The organism is Gaiella occulta (genome assembly GCF_003351045.1).
In the GTDB taxonomy this organism is placed as follows: domain Bacteria; phylum Actinomycetota; class Thermoleophilia; order Gaiellales; family Gaiellaceae; genus Gaiella; species Gaiella occulta.
The window spans coordinates 1-15,812 of the sequence record NZ_QQZY01000009.1 but is presented as its reverse complement, the minus strand read 5'-3'; the positions used below and the strand labels follow the sequence as shown (position 1 = coordinate 15,812).

General features: G+C 72.2%; 20 protein-coding genes. 6 read left to right on the top strand and 14 right to left on the bottom strand.

All coding sequences use genetic code 11. From position 1 onward, the window contains the following. Positions 1-19: 19 nt before the first annotated feature. The 3 genes from Gocc_RS13915 (at position 20) to Gocc_RS16385 (ending at position 1,387) form a co-directional block, all read left to right on the top strand. Positions 20-412: a TIGR03618 family F420-dependent PPOX class oxidoreductase gene (locus tag Gocc_RS13915; protein ID WP_114797180.1), complete on the top strand. Its 393-nt coding sequence runs from the start codon at positions 20-22 to the stop codon at positions 410-412. 26 nt (positions 413-438) lie between these two features. Next, positions 439-813: an FKBP-type peptidyl-prolyl cis-trans isomerase gene (locus Gocc_RS13910; protein WP_114797262.1), complete on the top strand. Its 375-nt coding sequence runs from the start codon at positions 439-441 to the stop codon at positions 811-813. 277 nt (positions 814-1,090) lie between these two features. Beyond that, complete coding sequence (locus Gocc_RS16385) at positions 1,091-1,387, top strand: nucleotidyl cyclase domain-containing protein (protein WP_181813702.1); 297 nt, start codon at positions 1,091-1,093, stop codon at positions 1,385-1,387. Positions 1,388-1,573: 186 nt separating this feature from the next. Here Gocc_RS16385 and era read toward each other — a convergent pair whose 3' ends face one another. From era to Gocc_RS13880, 5 genes are read right to left on the bottom strand one after another with little or no spacing between them, the layout of a single operon-like run. Further along, positions 1,574-2,434: a GTPase Era gene (era, locus tag Gocc_RS13900; protein WP_114797179.1), complete on the bottom strand. Its 861-nt coding sequence runs from the start codon at positions 2,432-2,434 to the stop codon at positions 1,574-1,576. After that, a complete protein-coding gene (cdd, locus tag Gocc_RS13895; protein WP_114797178.1) occupies positions 2,431-2,805 on the bottom strand; it encodes a cytidine deaminase in 375 nt (124 codons plus the stop codon). The genes era and cdd overlap by 4 nt, the downstream gene beginning before the upstream one ends. Then, positions 2,802-3,533, bottom strand: a complete 732-nt coding sequence (locus Gocc_RS13890) for a diacylglycerol kinase (RefSeq protein ID WP_181813701.1) — start codon at positions 3,531-3,533, stop codon at positions 2,802-2,804. Before Gocc_RS13890 ends, cdd begins: the two co-directional genes overlap by 4 nt. Then, positions 3,530-3,916 (bottom strand): rRNA maturation RNase YbeY, encoded by a 387-nt coding sequence (gene ybeY, locus Gocc_RS13885; RefSeq protein WP_114797261.1) that lies wholly within the window; start codon positions 3,914-3,916, stop codon positions 3,530-3,532. Before ybeY ends, Gocc_RS13890 begins: the two co-directional genes overlap by 4 nt. Then, positions 3,913-4,872, bottom strand: coding sequence for a PhoH family protein (locus Gocc_RS13880; RefSeq protein WP_245904947.1), 960 nt, complete (start codon positions 4,870-4,872; stop codon positions 3,913-3,915). Before Gocc_RS13880 ends, ybeY begins: the two co-directional genes overlap by 4 nt. Before the next feature lie 37 nt (positions 4,873-4,909). Here Gocc_RS13880 and Gocc_RS13875 point away from each other — a divergent pair, with 37 nt between their 5' ends. Further along, the gene (locus Gocc_RS13875; protein WP_181813700.1) at positions 4,910-5,353 is read left to right on the top strand and encodes a thiol-disulfide oxidoreductase DCC family protein; all 444 of its coding nucleotides are present in this window, start codon (positions 4,910-4,912) and stop codon (positions 5,351-5,353) included. A gap of 51 nt (positions 5,354-5,404) precedes the next feature. On the opposite strand, the gene Gocc_RS13870 is transcribed toward Gocc_RS13875, so the two are convergent. After that, complete coding sequence (locus Gocc_RS13870) at positions 5,405-6,034, bottom strand: hypothetical protein (RefSeq protein WP_181813721.1); 630 nt, start codon at positions 6,032-6,034, stop codon at positions 5,405-5,407. 106 nt (positions 6,035-6,140) lie between these two features. On the opposite strand from Gocc_RS13870, the gene Gocc_RS13865 reads away from it, so the two are divergent. Next, a complete protein-coding gene (locus tag Gocc_RS13865; protein ID WP_220150644.1) occupies positions 6,141-6,686 on the top strand; it encodes an RNA polymerase sigma factor in 546 nt (181 codons plus the stop codon). Next, the gene (locus Gocc_RS13860) at positions 6,683-7,399 is read left to right on the top strand and encodes a hypothetical protein (protein WP_114797172.1); all 717 of its coding nucleotides are present in this window, start codon (positions 6,683-6,685) and stop codon (positions 7,397-7,399) included. Before Gocc_RS13865 ends, Gocc_RS13860 begins: the two co-directional genes overlap by 4 nt. 25 nt (positions 7,400-7,424) lie before the next feature. Here the strand turns inward: Gocc_RS13860 and Gocc_RS13855 are convergent, their stop codons facing one another. From Gocc_RS13855 to lepA, 8 genes are all read right to left on the bottom strand, one after another. Further along, positions 7,425-7,868: a GatB/YqeY domain-containing protein gene (locus tag Gocc_RS13855; RefSeq protein ID WP_114797171.1), complete on the bottom strand. Its 444-nt coding sequence runs from the start codon at positions 7,866-7,868 to the stop codon at positions 7,425-7,427. Positions 7,869-7,894: 26 nt separating this feature from the next. After that, positions 7,895-8,227: an HIT domain-containing protein gene (locus tag Gocc_RS13850; RefSeq protein WP_114797260.1), complete on the bottom strand. Its 333-nt coding sequence runs from the start codon at positions 8,225-8,227 to the stop codon at positions 7,895-7,897. After that, positions 8,217-9,413: a MiaB/RimO family radical SAM methylthiotransferase gene (locus Gocc_RS13845; RefSeq protein ID WP_114797170.1), complete on the bottom strand. Its 1,197-nt coding sequence runs from the start codon at positions 9,411-9,413 to the stop codon at positions 8,217-8,219. The genes Gocc_RS13850 and Gocc_RS13845 overlap by 11 nt, the downstream gene beginning before the upstream one ends. Positions 9,414-9,515: 102 nt before the next feature. Continuing rightward, a complete protein-coding gene (locus tag Gocc_RS13840) occupies positions 9,516-10,289 on the bottom strand; it encodes a 50S ribosomal protein L11 methyltransferase (protein ID WP_220150642.1) in 774 nt (257 codons plus the stop codon). Between the two features lie 14 nt (positions 10,290-10,303). Further along, positions 10,304-11,431, bottom strand: a complete 1,128-nt coding sequence (gene dnaJ, locus Gocc_RS13835; protein ID WP_114797169.1) for a molecular chaperone DnaJ — start codon at positions 11,429-11,431, stop codon at positions 10,304-10,306. Between the two features lie 22 nt (positions 11,432-11,453). Then, positions 11,454-12,485: a heat-inducible transcriptional repressor HrcA gene (gene hrcA / locus Gocc_RS13830; RefSeq protein WP_114797168.1), complete on the bottom strand. Its 1,032-nt coding sequence runs from the start codon at positions 12,483-12,485 to the stop codon at positions 11,454-11,456. Positions 12,486-12,561: 76 nt separating this feature from the next. Next, positions 12,562-13,722: a radical SAM family heme chaperone HemW gene (gene hemW, locus Gocc_RS13825; protein WP_114797167.1), complete on the bottom strand. Its 1,161-nt coding sequence runs from the start codon at positions 13,720-13,722 to the stop codon at positions 12,562-12,564. 95 nt (positions 13,723-13,817) lie between these two features. Continuing rightward, on the bottom strand, positions 13,818-15,611 hold the full coding sequence (gene lepA, locus Gocc_RS13820) for a translation elongation factor 4 (RefSeq protein WP_114797166.1): 1,794 nt from the start codon (positions 15,609-15,611) through the stop codon (positions 13,818-13,820). Positions 15,612-15,812: the final 201 nt, after the last annotated feature.

Sequence of the window (15,812 nt, the reverse complement as noted above, 5' to 3'; positions counted from 1 at the left end):
GCCCCGTATGATCGCTGCGATGGGAGCGCTCGACCCCGCGATCCGCGACCTCGCCCGGGCTGCGAACTTCGCAGCCTTCACGACCCATCTCGCCTCGGGGCACGCGATGACGCACGTGATGTGGGTCGACGCCGACGACGACCACGTCCTCATCAACACCGAGGTGCATCGCGCCAAGTTCAAGGCGGTCGAGCGCGACCCGCGGGTGACGGTCACGGTCTGGGTGAAGGACGACCCGTACTCGTACGCCGAGGTGCGCGGTCGCGTCGTCGAGACCGTCCACGGCCCGAAGGCGCGGGCGCACATCGACGCGCTGGCCCGGAAGTACCTGGGACGCGACTACGACCCGGCGAACATCCAGTCGGAGCGCGTGATCCTGAGGATCGCTCCCGACGTGCAGCGCGTCCACTGACGCAGCGCACCGTGAGAGAGCCCGCCTTGCCACTCGAACGGCCGCAGATCGACAAGCCCGAGGGAGACATCCCCTTCGAGCTCGGCATCGACGACATCGTCGTCGGCGACGGCGACGAGGCCGTCAGCGGCAAGAAGGTCTCGGTGCACTACGCCGGAGTCGCGTTCTCCACGGGCGCGGAGTTCGATGCCTCGTGGGACCGCGGCCGGCCGTTTCAGTTCAAGCTCGGCAAGGGCCAGGTGATCCCGGGCTGGGACGCGGGCGTGCAGGGAATGAAGGTCGGTGGACGCCGCAAGCTCACGATCCCGTCCGCCATGGCCTACGGCGCGCGCGGCGCCGGCGGCGTGATCGAGCCGCACGAGCCGCTCGTGTTCGTGGTCGACCTGCTGTCCGTGGACTGAGGCTGCGCGCGGCGCCCCGGCCGGGGCCGCTCGCAGGTCGCGAGCGGGCTCGTGGCGGCAGGCGGCTCGATGGAGGAGCCGAGGTCGTCGAACTGCCGGAGCTCCGCGGCGTCTACACCTGGGTCGACGACGAGGCCCACCGTGCGACGACGGAGGCGACCGCGGGTTGCGTCTCGCGCCCGAGCCGAAACGGCGGTTCGGAGCGGGTGCTCGCGACGATCCTCTTCACGGACATCGTCGGCTCGACCGAGCTGGCGTCGCGGCTCGGCGACTCGGCGTGGCGGCCCGCGCCGTCCAGGACGCCTCCGCGATTCGCGACGCGCTGCGGGCGCTCGGAATCGAGATCCGGGCCGGACTCCACACCGGCGAGTGCGAGGTGAGCGACGGCAAGATCGCCGGGATCGCGGTCTCGATCGGAGCACGCATCTCGTCGCTCGCGGCTTCCGGCGAGGTGCTCGTCTCGAGCACGGTCGAGGATCTCGTCGCCGGCTCGAGCCTCATGTTCGCGGACAGAGGCGAACACCAGCTCAAAGGCATTCCGGGCGCATGGCGGCTCTTCGCCGTCGCGCGCTGACGCCTCGAGGAGGAGCCTCCCGCGCTGCTCGTCTCGTCCGGGACAGGCCTCCGGCCTGCAACCGTCTCGGTCGCACCCCCGTGCATCTGAGCGCGAACACGACTGCTGCGAGAGCCGGCAACCTCGCCTGCGCCAGCATGCTCTCACTCGAACGGGGCCTCCGCCCCAGCGTGGCACGCCCCGCTCCTACAGCCCGAGCCGCTCCAGCATCTTCGGGTCGCGCCGCCACTTCGGCCGCACCTTGACGACGAGCTCGAGGAAGACCGGGTGGCCGAGCAGCTTCTCCACCTCCGGCCGGGCACGCGAGCCGATCTCGCGGATCATCGCGCCCTTCTTGCCGACGAGGATCCCCTTCTGCGACTCCGTCTCCACGAGCACGAAGGCGCGCACGACCTTGTCCCCGATCTCGTCCACCTCGACCGTGATCGCGTGCGGCACCTCGTCCCGGGTCAGATGGAGCGCCTTCTCGCGCACGACCTCGGCGATCCGGCTCCCAGTCGTCAGATCGGTCGTCTGCTCGAGCGGGAAGTAGCGCGGGCCCTCCGGCAGCAGCTGCACGAGGTCGTCGCGCAATGCCCCGATCCCGTCCTTCGTGAGCGCGCTCACCGGGTGCAGCGCGTGGAAGTCGCCGAGCGTCGCCGCGGCCTTCATCTGGGACGCGACGTGGCCGTGCTTGAGACGGTCGATCTTGTTCACCGCGATGATCACCGGCACCCCCAGGGAGAACACCCGCCGCGCGACGAAGCGGTCGCCGGCGCCGATGCGGTCGCGTGCCGAGACGACGAGCAGGACGACGTCGACGTCCTCGAACGAGCCGTCGACCGTCTCCTGCATCTTCTCGGTGAGCGCGTCCATCGGCCGCTGGAAGCCGGGCAGGTCGGCGAGCACGAGCTGCCAGTCGGGCCCGTTCGCGACGCCGAAGATGCGACGCCGCGTCGTGTTCGGCACCCTGGAGGTGATCGCGACCTTGTCGCCGCAGAGGGCGTTGACGAGCGTCGACTTGCCCACGTTCGGCCGCCCGGCAACCGCGACGAAGCCCGATCTCACGCCGGCTCACCCGCGTCGAACCGCTCCGGCAGCAGCTCGTCGACGGTCATGCGCACGACGCGGCCGCCGTTGCGGAAGACGACCCGCTCGACGCCCATCTCGGCGAGCCACTGCCGGCAGCCGCCGCACGGTGACGCGGTGATCGCCGCGACCGTGAAGTCGCCGGGGCGGAAGCCCTCGACGACGGCGCGCGAGAGCGCCGTCCGCTCGGCGCAGACCCCGAGCGGGTAGGCGGCGTTCTCGACGTTGACGCCCTCGACGACGCGGCCGCCGCGTGTGAGCACGGCGCAGCCGACGTGGAAGCGGGAGTACGGCGCGTAGGCGCGCGCAGCGATCGCGTCGGCGCGGGCGAGCAGCTCGTCGTCGCTCATGCGGAGAACACCTGGAAGATGACGAGCGACACGATGGCGCCGAGCGTACCGCCGGTGAGCACCTCGAGCGTGGAATGGACGCCCGACTCGATGCGGGTCTGGGCGACGAGGAATGCGAGGATGAACGCGAGCGACGAGACGAGGAAGCGGTGCTCGGAGCTCTGGAGGGTGAGGGTGATCGCCATCCAGCCGGCGAACGCGACGGCGGAGTGGCCGGACGGCCAGCCGCCGCGCAACGGCGTGCCGCGGCCGGAGAGCGCCTTCATCGAGATGACGAGCACGATCACGATCACGAGCGCCACGAGCGTGAGCTCGGCGGGTGTCTTCGAGAGCCGGTCGAGGAAGTTGTTGCTGCGGTCGGCGACCTGGCCGGAGAAGACGAGGTAGCCGACGGCGAGCGCGTTGACCGAGGCGATCAGCACCGCGCCGGCGGCGATGTCCTTGGCGAGCTTCGCCATCGGGTCGAACGACGTCGACGCGATGTCGACGGCGGCTTCCACGGCGGTGTTGATCATCTCGGCGATGAGCACGAACGCGATCGAGAGCAGCAGCACGATCAGCTCGATCTTCGACACGTCGACGGCGAGCGCGGCGATCAGCACGGCGACCGCGATCACGAAGTGGATCCGCATGTTCCGCTGCGTGCGCAGCACGTGGATGATGCCCTCGAAGGCGACGTTGAAGCTCTCGAGGATCGACGGCGGCCGGCGCCCCGGGACCGGGCTCATGCCGTCATCCCGAGCAGCGCGCGCTCGCGCGACTCCATCTCCCTGCCGTGGCCGTAGCCGAGCAGGTGGAGAAGACCGTGCACGAGCGGCCAGCGCCATTCGTCGCCCACGACCTGCGGGCAGACGACGACGTCGCCGAGCGCCCGCGGCACGCCTTCGGGCAGCTCGTCGCGGCCGTCGATCGGGAACGAGAGGACGTCGGTCGCCTCGTCGACACCGAGATGCTCGGCCTTCAGGGCGCGGATCTCGTCAGGGCCGACGAACGCGATGCCGAGCTCCGCCTGCTCGATCCCCTCCTCGGCGAGCACACGGCGGGCGAGCGCGACGGCGGCGGCCGCGTCGACCGCGACGCCGCTGCGATTGTCGACCTCGACGTCGATCACTTCTTGCGGGCGGTGCCGGTCTCTTCGGCGTGGCGCTTGTACGCCTCGACGATTCGCTGGACGAGCTTGTGGCGCACCACGTCCTCGTGGCCGAACTCGACGAACCCGATCCCGTCGACGTCGCGCAGGATGTCGCGCACCTGGATGAGGCCGGATGCCTGCTCGCGCGGCAGGTCGATCTGCGTGATGTCGCCGGTGACGACGACCTTGGAGCCGAAGCCGAGCCGCGTGAGGAACATCTGCATCTGCTCGGGCGTCGTGTTCTGCGCCTCGTCGAGGATGATGAACGAGTCGTTGAGCGTGCGGCCGCGCATGAACGCGAGCGGCGCCACCTCGATCGTGCCCCGCTCCATGTACGCGTTGAGCCGGTCGGCGTCCATCGTGTCGTAGAGCGCGTCGAACAGCGGGCGCATGTACGGGTCGACCTTCGCCAGCATGTCGCCGGGGAGGAAGCCGAGCCGCTCGCCCGCCTCGACCGCCGGCCGCGTGAGGATGAGGCGCCCCACCTGCTTCTCGGTCAGCGCGGCGACGGCGAGCGCGATCGCGAGATAGGTCTTGCCGGTGCCGGCCGGGCCGACCCCGAACGTGACGGTGCTGCGGCGGATGGCGTCGACGTAGCGCTTCTGCGTGATCGTCTTGGGCGCGATCTTCTTGCCACGGTGCCGCCAGACGACGTCCTCGAACACGTCGCGGATGTTCTCCGCCTGGTCGAGCGCGGCGGCGACGGCGCCGACCGTGTCGGGGCCGATGGCGTGCCCGCCCCCGATCAGCTCCACGAGCTCGTCGACGACGGCGCGCGCCTCGGCCACGCGCGCGCCCTCGCCGTCCAGCGTGAGCTTGTTGCCGCGAAGCGAGATCGAGCAGCCGAGACGCTCTCGCAGCGAGTCGAGCACCCCGTCGCCGACCCCCGCGAGCTCTGCGGCGACGTCGTTCGGAACCGTGACCACATCCTGCACCGGTCTCAGTGTAGGGATGGGCCGCTACGGTGTCCGCATGGGCGCCCTCACCGTCCTCTACGACGGCGGCTGTGGCATCTGCGTCCGGCTTGCCGGCCATGTCGCGACCCGGACCGGGGTCTCGGTCGTTCCGATCGACTCGGAGCTGGGCGCCGTGCTCCTGCGCGATCTCTCGCCGGCCGAGCGGGCGGCGTCCGTGCACGTCGTCGACGACCGCGGGCGCAGGCGCTCGGGCGGCGCCGCACTGCCGCCGCTGTTGCGACAGCTCCCGCACGCAGCCGTTCTCGCAGCCGCGGCCGAGCGGCTGCCGGGGCTCGCCGACCGCTGCTACCGGCTCGTCGCCCACCACCGGCGCACCCTGTCGCGGCTCGCCCGGCTCGAGGACTGTGGCGCCACGGCCGCCCGCCCCGTCGCCGGCTGCGCGCGCACGACACAGAGACGGCACGAAGACGGCCCACACCCGTCACCGCCGAGCCGATAGCGTTCCAAGAGGGAGCCTCGCTCCCCAATGGGGGAGTCCGTTCGAGGCCGGCTACGCGGAGGTCGCCTCCCGCCGCGCGTCGGATCCCGCCTGCTGACGCCCACGTCGGCGTGCGACCACCGCGAGCACCCCTGCGAGCGCGAGCAGCGCGACGAGGCCGCCGCCGACGAGGAGCGGCTCGTCGAGCCGGGGGCTCGAGCCCACGCCCGGCGCGCTCGCGGGCAAGCCGGCCGTGACGAGAGCGGCACGCAGCGTCTCCGAGCCGCGGATCCATCCGCCCACGGTCTCGCCGCCGGCGAACATCCGCTGCCCCGGCGCGAGGTAGAGAACGGGCCCTCCCGCGGCGTACGGGTACAGGTCCTGCGCGACGTGGCCGGGCTCGGACTCGCCGGCGGGCACGGTGTAGTCGACGCTGTAGCGGGGCCCGAGGTCGCCCGCCGGCCTGCCCGGGAGGCGCGCGTCCGGCACCTGTCCGAACGTGGTTGCGAAGAATCCGCCCTCGATCGTGAGGGCTCCGAGCGGCCCCGTGCCGTCCTCGCCGAAACCGGTGAGAACGAGCGGCGAGGCGAGCCCCGGGCCCTCGATGCGGGCCGCGCTCGGCCCCTTCGCCGCGGCGACGGCGGGCAGGGCGAGGAGCGCGGCCGTGAGGGCCAGGACTGCGAGCGTGAGCGAGCGTGCCATCATTCGACTCCTCTCTCGTGGGTCGCCTCGTCTACACCGCCGGTGGCTGCGCGGTTCCCCTCGACCGCGAGGGAACCCGGCGGCCCGCGCCGGTGTAGTGGGTGGTGTGGCGAGCCGGCCACCAGCAGAGCACGACGTCGTCGCGCGCGCGCAGCGGGGCGACGCCGACGCGTTCGCACAGCTCGTCCGACCGCACGAGGAGATCGCCTTCCGAACCGCATTCCTGATCACGCGCAACGCCGCCGACGCGCAAGAGGCCGCGCAGGACGGGCTCGTCAAGGCCTTCCGCTCGCTCGCCCGGTTCCGCCGCGAAGCGCCGTTTCGCCCGTGGCTGCTCGCGATCGTGGCGAACGAGGCGCGCAACCGCCGCCGCTCGGCCGGCCGCCGCGAGTCGCTCGTGCTGCGGGCGGCGGCAGAGGCTCTCTCGGGGGACGCGGCTCCGTCCCCCGAGGGGGTGCTCGTGGCCGCCGAGGAGCGTGCCCGCGTTCTGCGCGCCGTCGAGGCGCTCGCAGACGAGCAGCGGCTCGTCGTCGCCTGCCGCTACTTCCTCGGCCTCAGCGAGGAAGAGAGCGCGGTCGTGCTCGGCATCCGGCGCGGCACCGTCAAGTCGCGGCTGTCGCGCGCCCTCGACCGGCTCCGGGAGACGATGTGAACGACCTGCACGCCACGCTCACGGCGCTCGCCGAGGAGATCGAGTTCCCCCCCACGCCCGAGCTGCTCGCCGCGATCAGCCGCGAGCGCCCCGTGTCCCGCCGCGCGCGGCGGATGCGCGTCGCGATCGTCCTCGTCGCGATCGCAGCCGGCATCGCCGCCGGTCTCGCGCTCTCCCCCGGCGCCCGCAGCGCCTTCCGGGCGCTGTTCCGGGTCGGGAGCGTCGAGATCGTGCGCCTGGACGAGGCGCCGCCCACGGCGGCCGCCCGGCTCGTGCCGTTCGGCCGTCCGGTTTCGCTCGACGAGGCCTCGCGATTCGTACCGTTCCGGATCCGGCTACCGAGAACGGCGACCGGGCGTCCTCCGGCGACCGTCTACCTCGACCGGGCGGGCGGTGGCATCGTCTCGCTGGTCTGGTGCTGCGAGCGGCGCATCGTCCTGACCGAGGTCGTGAGCGGCGTGCCGGGGCTGCTCGAGAAGACGGTCGGGCCGGCGACCCTGATCGAGCCGGTGGACGTCGCCGGACGGCGCGGGCTGTGGGTGGAAGGGGCCGACCACGTCGTCCGCGTCGCGGCGCCGGACGGCCCGTGGCTCGAGCGCACGGTTCGCGTGCGCGGCGGTGTGCTGATCTGGGCGAGCGACGGTGTCACGCTCAGGCTCGAGGGCGACGTGTCGAAGGCCGAGGCACTCGCGATCGCGAGGCACGTCCGCTAGCCTCGCATGGAAGCTCGAGGCGGGTCTAGGCGAGCTTCTCGCGGACGAGCTGGCTCACCTGCGAGCCGTCCGCGCGGCCGGACACCTGCGGCATCACGTCCGCCATCACGCGTCCGAGGTCGCGAATCGAGGTGGCGCCGACCTCCGCGATCACGTCGTCGACGATCTCCTCGATCTCCTCCTCGCTGAGCGGGTCCGGCATGAACTCCTCGAGCACCTCGAGCTCGAAGTCCTCCCTGTCGGCCTGCTCCTCGCGACCGGCCTTCTCGTATGCCTCGAACGCCTCGACCCGCTTCTTGCGCTCTCTCTGCAGCACCTGCAGCTCCTCGTCCTCGGTGAGGTGGCGCTGCAGCTCCTTCTGCGCCGACCTCAGGCTCGAGAGGATGAGCGCGAGCGCGTCGCGGCGGTCGTCGTCGCGCGACAGGCGTGCCTGCTTCAGCTCTTCCTCGATGCGGGGAATGAGGTTCATGGGGATAGTCTGCTCCTGCGCGGCGGTCAATGGAACCCGGGAAGGCGGGCGCCCCCGAGCACGTGCCAGTGGAGATGGAAGACGGTCTGGCCCCCGCCCGGTCCGACGTTGACGACCACACGGTAGTCGGTGAGACCGGCGCGTGCGGCGGTCTCGGCGATGAAGCGGAGCATGCGGCCGGCTTCCTCGTCGGAAAACGCGGCAACGTCGCGGAAGGTGTCGACGTGCCGTTCGGGCAGGACGAGCAGGTGCGTGTCGGCGGCGGGCGCGATGTCGCGGACGGCGACGAAGCCGTCCGCCGCGTGCACATGGTCGCCCGCGGCGACGATCCTGCAGAAGAGGCAGTCGTCAGGCGGCAACGGCAAGCACCCCCTCCTCGCAGACCCCTGTCGCCCGTGCGCGCACGAGCGCGCCGACGGGCGCGTCGAGCAGCCAGGGGGTGTAGTCGTCCGCGTAGCCGCGGCCGGGCCGGTCGACGAGCACGATGTCCTCGCTGCCGACACGGCGCTCCCAGCGGGCACGGCAGGCGGCTCCCGAGGCGGCCCGCAAGCGGGCGCCGCGTTCGCGCTTGACGGCGGCCGGGACAGGGTCGTACGCGGCCGTCTTCGTTCCCGGGCGCGGCGAGTACGGGAACACGTGCACCTTGGTGATGCCCGCGCGCTCGACGGCGTCGAGGGTGTTCGCGAACGCCCGCTCGTCCTCGGCCGGGAAGCCGACGATCACGTCGGTCGTGAGGTTGAAGTCGCCGAGCGGCTCCAGCTTCGCAAGATACGACGCGACCCGGTAGCGGCGTCCCATCGCCGCGAGCACCGCGTCGTCGCCGGACTGGAGCGGAACGTGCAGGTGCCGGGACACGGTGGGCGTCTCGCGCAGCGCGGCGACGAGATCGCCGTCGACGTGGTTGATCTCGATCGACGAGAGGCGCAGGCGCTCGACCCCGGCGATCGCGCCCGCCTCACGGACGAGACGGGCGAGCGTGTAACCGGCCCCGCGGTCGCGGAAGCAGCCGAGGTTGACGCCGGTCAGCACGATCTCCTTGTGGCCCTGCTCGACGCGACGGCGGATCTCCCCGAGCACCGCCTGCGCCGTACGGCTGCGCGTTCCGCCGCGGACGAGCGGGATGACGCAGAACGCGCACGAGAACGAGCAGCCGTCCTGGATCTTCACGAACGCGCGCACCCGCTCGAGGCGATGCTCGGCCTGGACGCAGGCGATCGCGCCGACGTCGCCGGCGACCGCCGCCGGGATCTCCTCGCTCCGACCCGCCACGACGGTGACGTTGTCGGGCAGGCCGGCGAAGGCGTCGACGGCGAGATTCGCGGCGCAGCCGGTGACATACACCCTGCGGTGGGTGCGGGCGGCACGGTGGGCGGCCTGGCGCGACTTCGCGACCGCCTCGCGCGTGACGCAGCACGTGTTGACGACGGCGACGTCACCGTGGCCGTCGACCTCGACATGGCCGTCGCCGAGCAGCCGTTCGCGGATCGCCTGCTGATCGGCGAACGAGACCTTGCAGCCGAGGAACTGAGCAGAGAACGTCGCCATCGGGCCTCTGAGATTAGACGCTCGCGGCCGAGGTCCGGCGCTCCGAGCTCGGCGAGCGCCCGCGGGCGGGCCTCCGCTCTCCCTCGCGAAGGAGCGGAGCGCCTACCCGCAGCCCCCGCGGGCATCGCGGCCGCCGGCACGGACGAGCAGGTCGGCGGCCCAGCCGTCCACCTCCCGGCCCTCGACCCACGTCCACCCGGGCGCGGCGGGCCGCTCGCCGGCGAGGTAGCCGGACGTGATCACGTATCCGGCGTCGACCCGGGACAGCACGTGCTCGACGGGGCCGAGCAGGATGTTCGCGACGGCGACGTCCACCCGCGGCAGCGGCCCGGACAGGGCGTCGATCACACGCGTCTCGACGACGACGCCGTTCGACTCGGCGTTCGCGCGCGTCACCTCGACGGCAACGGGATCGTCGTCGACGGCGAGCAGGGGCCCGTAGCCGAGACGCGCCCCTGCGATCGCCAGCACCCCGGAGCCGCAGCCCACGTCGAGCAGCGAGCCTCGCGGCGCGATCGCCAGCAGCTCGACGCAGAGCCGGGTCGTCGCATGGGCGCCGGTACCGAAGGCGCGACCCGGATCGATCACGACGGCCGGCTCGCCGTCGGGGAGATGATCCCAGGGCGGCCCGATCCAGATCCCTCCGACGCGGACGGGGCGGTGGAACGCGCGCCACGCATCCTCCCAGCCAGGCTCGACGCGCTCGACGCGTGCCGCCGGGAAGGACTCACGGATCCGGCCGACGTCGCCTTCGTCGACGTAGAGGCCGAGCTCGATCTCGCCGCCGGCGGCGCGCTCCTCGAGGCCGCCCGGGACGAGCTCGAGGGCGAGCGCGCGCGCGCATTCGACGTCGGCCGCCGCCACCCGCACCGCCACTCGCACGCACACGCTCAGCGGAAGACGTTCCTGAGGCGCCCGAAGAACCCGTCGTCGGCGTGGTAGGCACCCTCGCCGAGCGACGCGTCGAGCTGCTCGACGAGCTCGCGCTGCGCGGGCGTCAGCACGCGGGGCACGCGCACGCGTACGTGCACGTGCATGTCGCCGCGCCTGCCGCCGTGGAGCGAGGGCATGCCCCGCCCCTCGAGGACGTGCACGGAGCCGGGCTGCGTGCCGGCGGGCAGCTCGAGCTCGATCTCGCCCTCGGGCCCGGGGACGGTGACGAGGGCGCCGAGCGCAGCCTGGGTCATCGTCAGCTCGGCGGCCGCGTGCAGATCGTCGCCGTCCCGCTCGATCCCGGGCTGCGGCCGGACGTGCACCTGTACGAACAGGTCGCCCGGAGGTCCGCCCAGAGAGCCGGCATGCCCCTCCCCACGAAGCCGGATGCGCTGGCCGTCGGCGATGCCGGCCGGCACGTCGACGTCGAGGGAGCGGTCCTCGAGGATGCGCCCGGCGCCGTCGCACGCCGCGCACGGCGACTCGACGATGCGCCCGTCCCCGTCGCAGCGAGGGCAGGCGGCGCTGCGGACGAACTGGCCGAACACGCTCTGCGACACCTGCTGCACGCGACCGGCGCCTCCGCAGGTCGAGCACGTGACCGGTCTCGTGCCCGGCTCGGCGCCGTCGCCGCCGCAGGAGGCGCACGTGCGCGCGACGCGGACGGATACCGTCACGCGGGAGCCGGCGAACGCGTCGGCGAGAGCGATCTCCGCCACCGCCGCGACATCGGCTCCACGGCCGGGCCGCGCCCGGCTCGCCTGCCTCCCCTGGCCGAAGAACGCCTCGCCGAAGAAGGCCCCGAAGATGTCCGAGAGGCTGCCGAGGTCGAAATCGCCCGGCGTGAAGCCGCGGCCGCGCAGGCCCTCGCGCCCGAAGCGGTCGTAGGTGGCGCGGCGCTCGGGGTCGGACAGCACCTCGTACGCCTCGGCCGCCTCGCGGAAGCGCTCCTCGGCATCGGGAGCCTCGGAGACGTCGGGATGGAGCTCGCGGGCGAGCCTGCGAAACGCCTTCTTGATCTCGCCGTCGCTCGCCCCACGCTCGACGCCGAGGATCTCGTAGTAGTCGCGCTCTGCGGTTGCCATCGCCTCGAGGGTAGCGGCGGGATCAGACTCCCTCGTACACGTCCTCGACGAGCCGCGACAGCTCGAACGCCGCGGCACGCACCGTGCGGATCGCCTTCTCGTAGTCCATGCGCAGGGGGCCGAGCAGCGCAACCGATCCCAGCGAGCGGCTTGCGAGCCCATAGGTGGCGCCGACATAGGAGACGTCGTGCAGCTGCCCGCCGTCGACCTCGGGGCCGACGCGCACGACGGTGCGGCGCGGATCGAGAGCATCGGAGAGCAGTGCGAGCACCGCCGCGCGCCGCTCGAGGACGTCGAGCAGACGCTGACAGGCATCGAGCTCGGCCCCGCGCGCGTCTCCGAGCAGGCCGGCGGCACCGCCGACGAACAGCTGGGGCCCGTCGTCGGCGACCGCATCGACGAACGCCGGCCGCAGCCGCGCGAGGAACGAGCGCTCGCGCCACGGCAGCGCGGGCTCCTCGAGCCGGCGGCGCAGCGTGCTCGAGCCGAGGGCGAGGCCGATCACCTGCTCCTCCAGATACGTGCGCGCCCATTCGACGAGGCCGGGGTCGGCGGGCTCCTCGAGCTCGAACACCCGTTTCGTGACCCCGCCGGTGGACGTGATCACGACGACGATCACGGCACGCGGCTGGAGCTGGAGCACATCGACGTGGCGCACGGATGCCGAGCCCAGCGCCGGCGCCGAGACGAGCGCGAGCAGCCGCGTCGCCTGGGAGAGCGTCTCGGTCGTCGACCGGAGCGCCGCCTCGAGCTCGTTGCGCATCTCCGCGATCTCGAAGGGCAGCGTCTCGGTCCGCCCGTCGAGCGTGTCGACGAGCTCCTCCGCGTAGAGCCGGTAGCCGCCCTCGGTCGGCACACGACCGGCGGAGGTGTGCGGGTGCGTGAGCAGGCCGAGGCTCTCCAGCTCGGCGAGCTCGTTGCGCACGGTCGACGAGGACACGTCGATGCCGGAGCGCTCGACGAGCGCCTTCGAGCCGACGGGCTGGCCGGTCGCCACGTACTCCTCGACGAGCCGCCGCAGAATCTCGCGCTTGCGGGAGGAGATCTGCTCCATCTCGCCACCGATCGTACCCCCGGCAGGAGGCCGTCGCAGCGGCTCGTGACCCGTCGCGTTCGCGGCCGGCTCGGGCTCAGGCGAGCAGCTCGGCCGTCACGCCGCCGCCGAGGAACCGTCCGCGCCGCGTAAGCCGCAGCGCCTGCTCGTCGAGCACGGTGCCGGACCGGACACCGACGCGCTCGACGAGCCCGCCGGCGACGAGCCGCTCGAGCGCTCGCTCGTCGATTGCCTCCTCCAGGCCCGCGCGAAGCAGCGGCTCGTCGAGGCGTAGCCCGAGCATGAGCCGCTCCCGCGCCTTCGTCGCGGCGTCGAGCTCCTCGACCTCCCGGGGAGGCGACTCGCCGGCCCGCAGCGCCCCGACGTAGCGCCCGAGCGAGGGCAGGTTGCGCCGTCGCACGCCCGCGAGCGTCGACACCGCCCCGATACCGACGCCGAGGTAGCTGCGCCCGCGCCAGATGCCGAGATTGTGCCGAGCGCGGAGGTCGCGCCCACCCGCCCGCCCGCCGTCGAGGCAGAAGTTCGCCGTCTCGTACCAGCGGTAGCCGGCCCCCGTGAGCGTCTCGACGACGTGCTCGAAGTACCCCTCCATCGCCTCGGCCTGGCGCGCGAGCTCGTCCCCGAAGGCGTGTGTGAAGCGCGTGCCGGGCTTCGCCTCGAGCTCGTAGCAGGAGAGGTGCTCGGGCGCGAGCGCGAGCGCCTCCGCGAGATCGCGATCGAGGTCGGCGGGCTCCTGGCCCGGGATGCCGTAGACGAGGTCGAGCGAGATGTTGTCGAAACAGGCATCGCGTAGAGTGTGCACGGCATGCCGGACGTCGTCCGGTCCGGAAACACGCTCGAGCACCTCGAGCAGCCGCGGCGCAAAGGTCTGCGCCCCGAGCGACACCCGCGTCACCCCGCCCTCGCGCAGCAGCGCGGCAAGCTCGGGCGTGACGGTCTCGGGGTTGGCTTCGACCGTCACCTCGCCGGCAGCCGGCAGCGCCTCCAGCACACGGCGCAGGGCGTCCAGGTGCGTGAACGTCGGGGTACCGCCGCCGAGGAAGACCGTCTCCAGTGGAGACGAGAGCACGTGACGCTCGCGCTCGAGCTCGACGAGGAGGGCATCGACGTAGGGACCGTGCTCCTGCGCGCGCCCGACGACGGTGACGAAGTCGCAGTACCCGCAGCGGTGCGCGCAGAACGGCAGGTGGAGATAGAGGTGCCGGACAGCCGCCGCCGGAGCGCCCGTCGCGGTCACGGCTCGAGCTCCCGCACGGCACGGCCGCCCGCGACCGGCGGCACCGACGCCTGCTCGCGGTGGGGCGTGATCGGAAGACCGCCCACCGCCGCCCGCTACTTCTTCCTGTCGCCGTCCAGGTTGAGAACGGCGAGGAACGCCTCCTGCGGCACCTCCACGCCCCCGACCTGCTTCATCCGCTTCTTGCCCTTCTTCTGCTTCTCGAGCAGCTTGCGCTTGCGGCTGATGTCGCCGCCGTAGCACTTCGCCAGCACGTCCTTGCGCCGCGCCTTCACCGTCTCGCGCGCGATCACGCGGGCGCCGATCGCCGCCTGGATCGGCACGTCGAACATCTGCCGCGGGATCTCCTCCTTGAGCCGCTCGACGAGCAGGCGGCCGCGCTCGTAGGCGAAGTCGCGGTGGGTGATGAGCGAGAGCGCGTCGACCTGCTCGCCGCCGACGAGGATGTCGACGCGGCTGAGGTTGCCTTCGCGGAAGCCCGCCATGTCGTAGTCGAAGCTCGCATAGCCGCGCGTGCGCGACTTCAGCTGGTCGTAGAAGTCGAGCACGATCTCGCCGAGCGGCAGCTCGTAGGCGAGCAGCACGCGCTCCTCGGACAGGTACTCCATGTGGTCGAAGCGGCCGCGGCGCTCGTTGCAGAGCTCCATGACGGCGCCCACGTGGTCCTTCGGCACGATCACCGACGCCTTGATGTACGGCTCCTCGACGCGCTCGAGCTCGCGCGGCATGTCGGCGGGGTTGTGCACCTCGACCGTCTCGCCGTTGCGCCGCTCGACCCGGTAGGCGACGTTGGGCGCGGTCACGAGCAGGTCGAGATCGAACTCGCGCTCGAGCCGCTCGCGCACGATCTCCATGTGCAGCAGGCCGAGGAAGCCGCAGCGGAAGCCGAAGCCGAGCGCCTGCGACGTCTCCGGCTCGTAGAACAGGGCGGCGTCGTTGAGCTTGAGCCGCTCCAGCGCGTCGCGCAGCTCCGGGTAGTCGTCGGAGTCGGTCGGGAAGAGGCCGGCGAACACCATCGGCTTGACATCCTTGTAGCCGGGCACGGGCTCGTTCGCCGCCACGCCCTTGCGCGTCGTCAGCGTGTCGCCGACGCGCAGCGCCGAGACGTCCTTGAGGCCGGTGATGACGTAGCCGACCTCGCCCGCCTCGAGCGCCTGCACCGGCACGCGAGACGGCGACATGAAGCCGAGCTCCTCGGCGTCGAACTCGGTGCCGAGCGCCATCGCGCGCAGCGCCGCTCCGGTCTCGAAGCGGCCGTCGACGACGCGAACGAACGCGATCACACCGCGGTACTGGTCGTACGACGAGTCGAAGATGAGCGCCCGCGGCGGCGCGTCGCGATCACCGGCCGGCGGCGGTATGCGCTCGACGATCGCGTCGAGCACCTGGTCGACGTTGACGCCGGTCTTGGCCGAGATGCGCACGACGTCGTCCGGGTCGCCGCCGAGCAGGTTCGCGACCTCGACCGCGGCGCCGTCCGGGTCGGCCGAGGGCAGGTCGATCTTGTTGACGACGGGGACGATCTCGAGCTCGTTCTCGATCGCGAGGTAGGCGTTTGCGAGCGTCTGCGCCTCGATCCCCTGCGCGGCGTCGACGACGAGCACGGCGCCCTCGCACGCCTGCAGCGAGCGCGACACCTCGTAGGTGAAGTCCACGTGACCAGGCGTGTCGATGAGGTTGAGCTGGTGGCCCTTCCACGCGACCCGCACCGCCTGCGCCTTGATCGTGATCCCCCGCTCGCGCTCGAGATCCATCGAGTCGAGCAGCTGCTCCCGCATGTCGCGGTCGGCGACGGTGTCCGTGAGTTGCAGGATGCGATCGGCCAGGGTCGATTTCCCGTGGTCGATGTGGGCGATGATCGAGAAGTTGCGGATCCTGCTCTGGTCCATCGGGTCTCGGCGCCGATCGTAGCCGTAGACCCGTTTTCGCTGGACCCGGGCGCTTGCGGCGACGGCACGCTCGCGCTTCGGCCCCGAACGGGGGACACGCCCGCTCTTCCCCGCACCGATATCACCTGAATGAGCGAATCGCGTCCGCTTCATCGTCTCGCGCCGCACGAGGCAACCGACCGCCGGCCTCCGGGGGGGGGG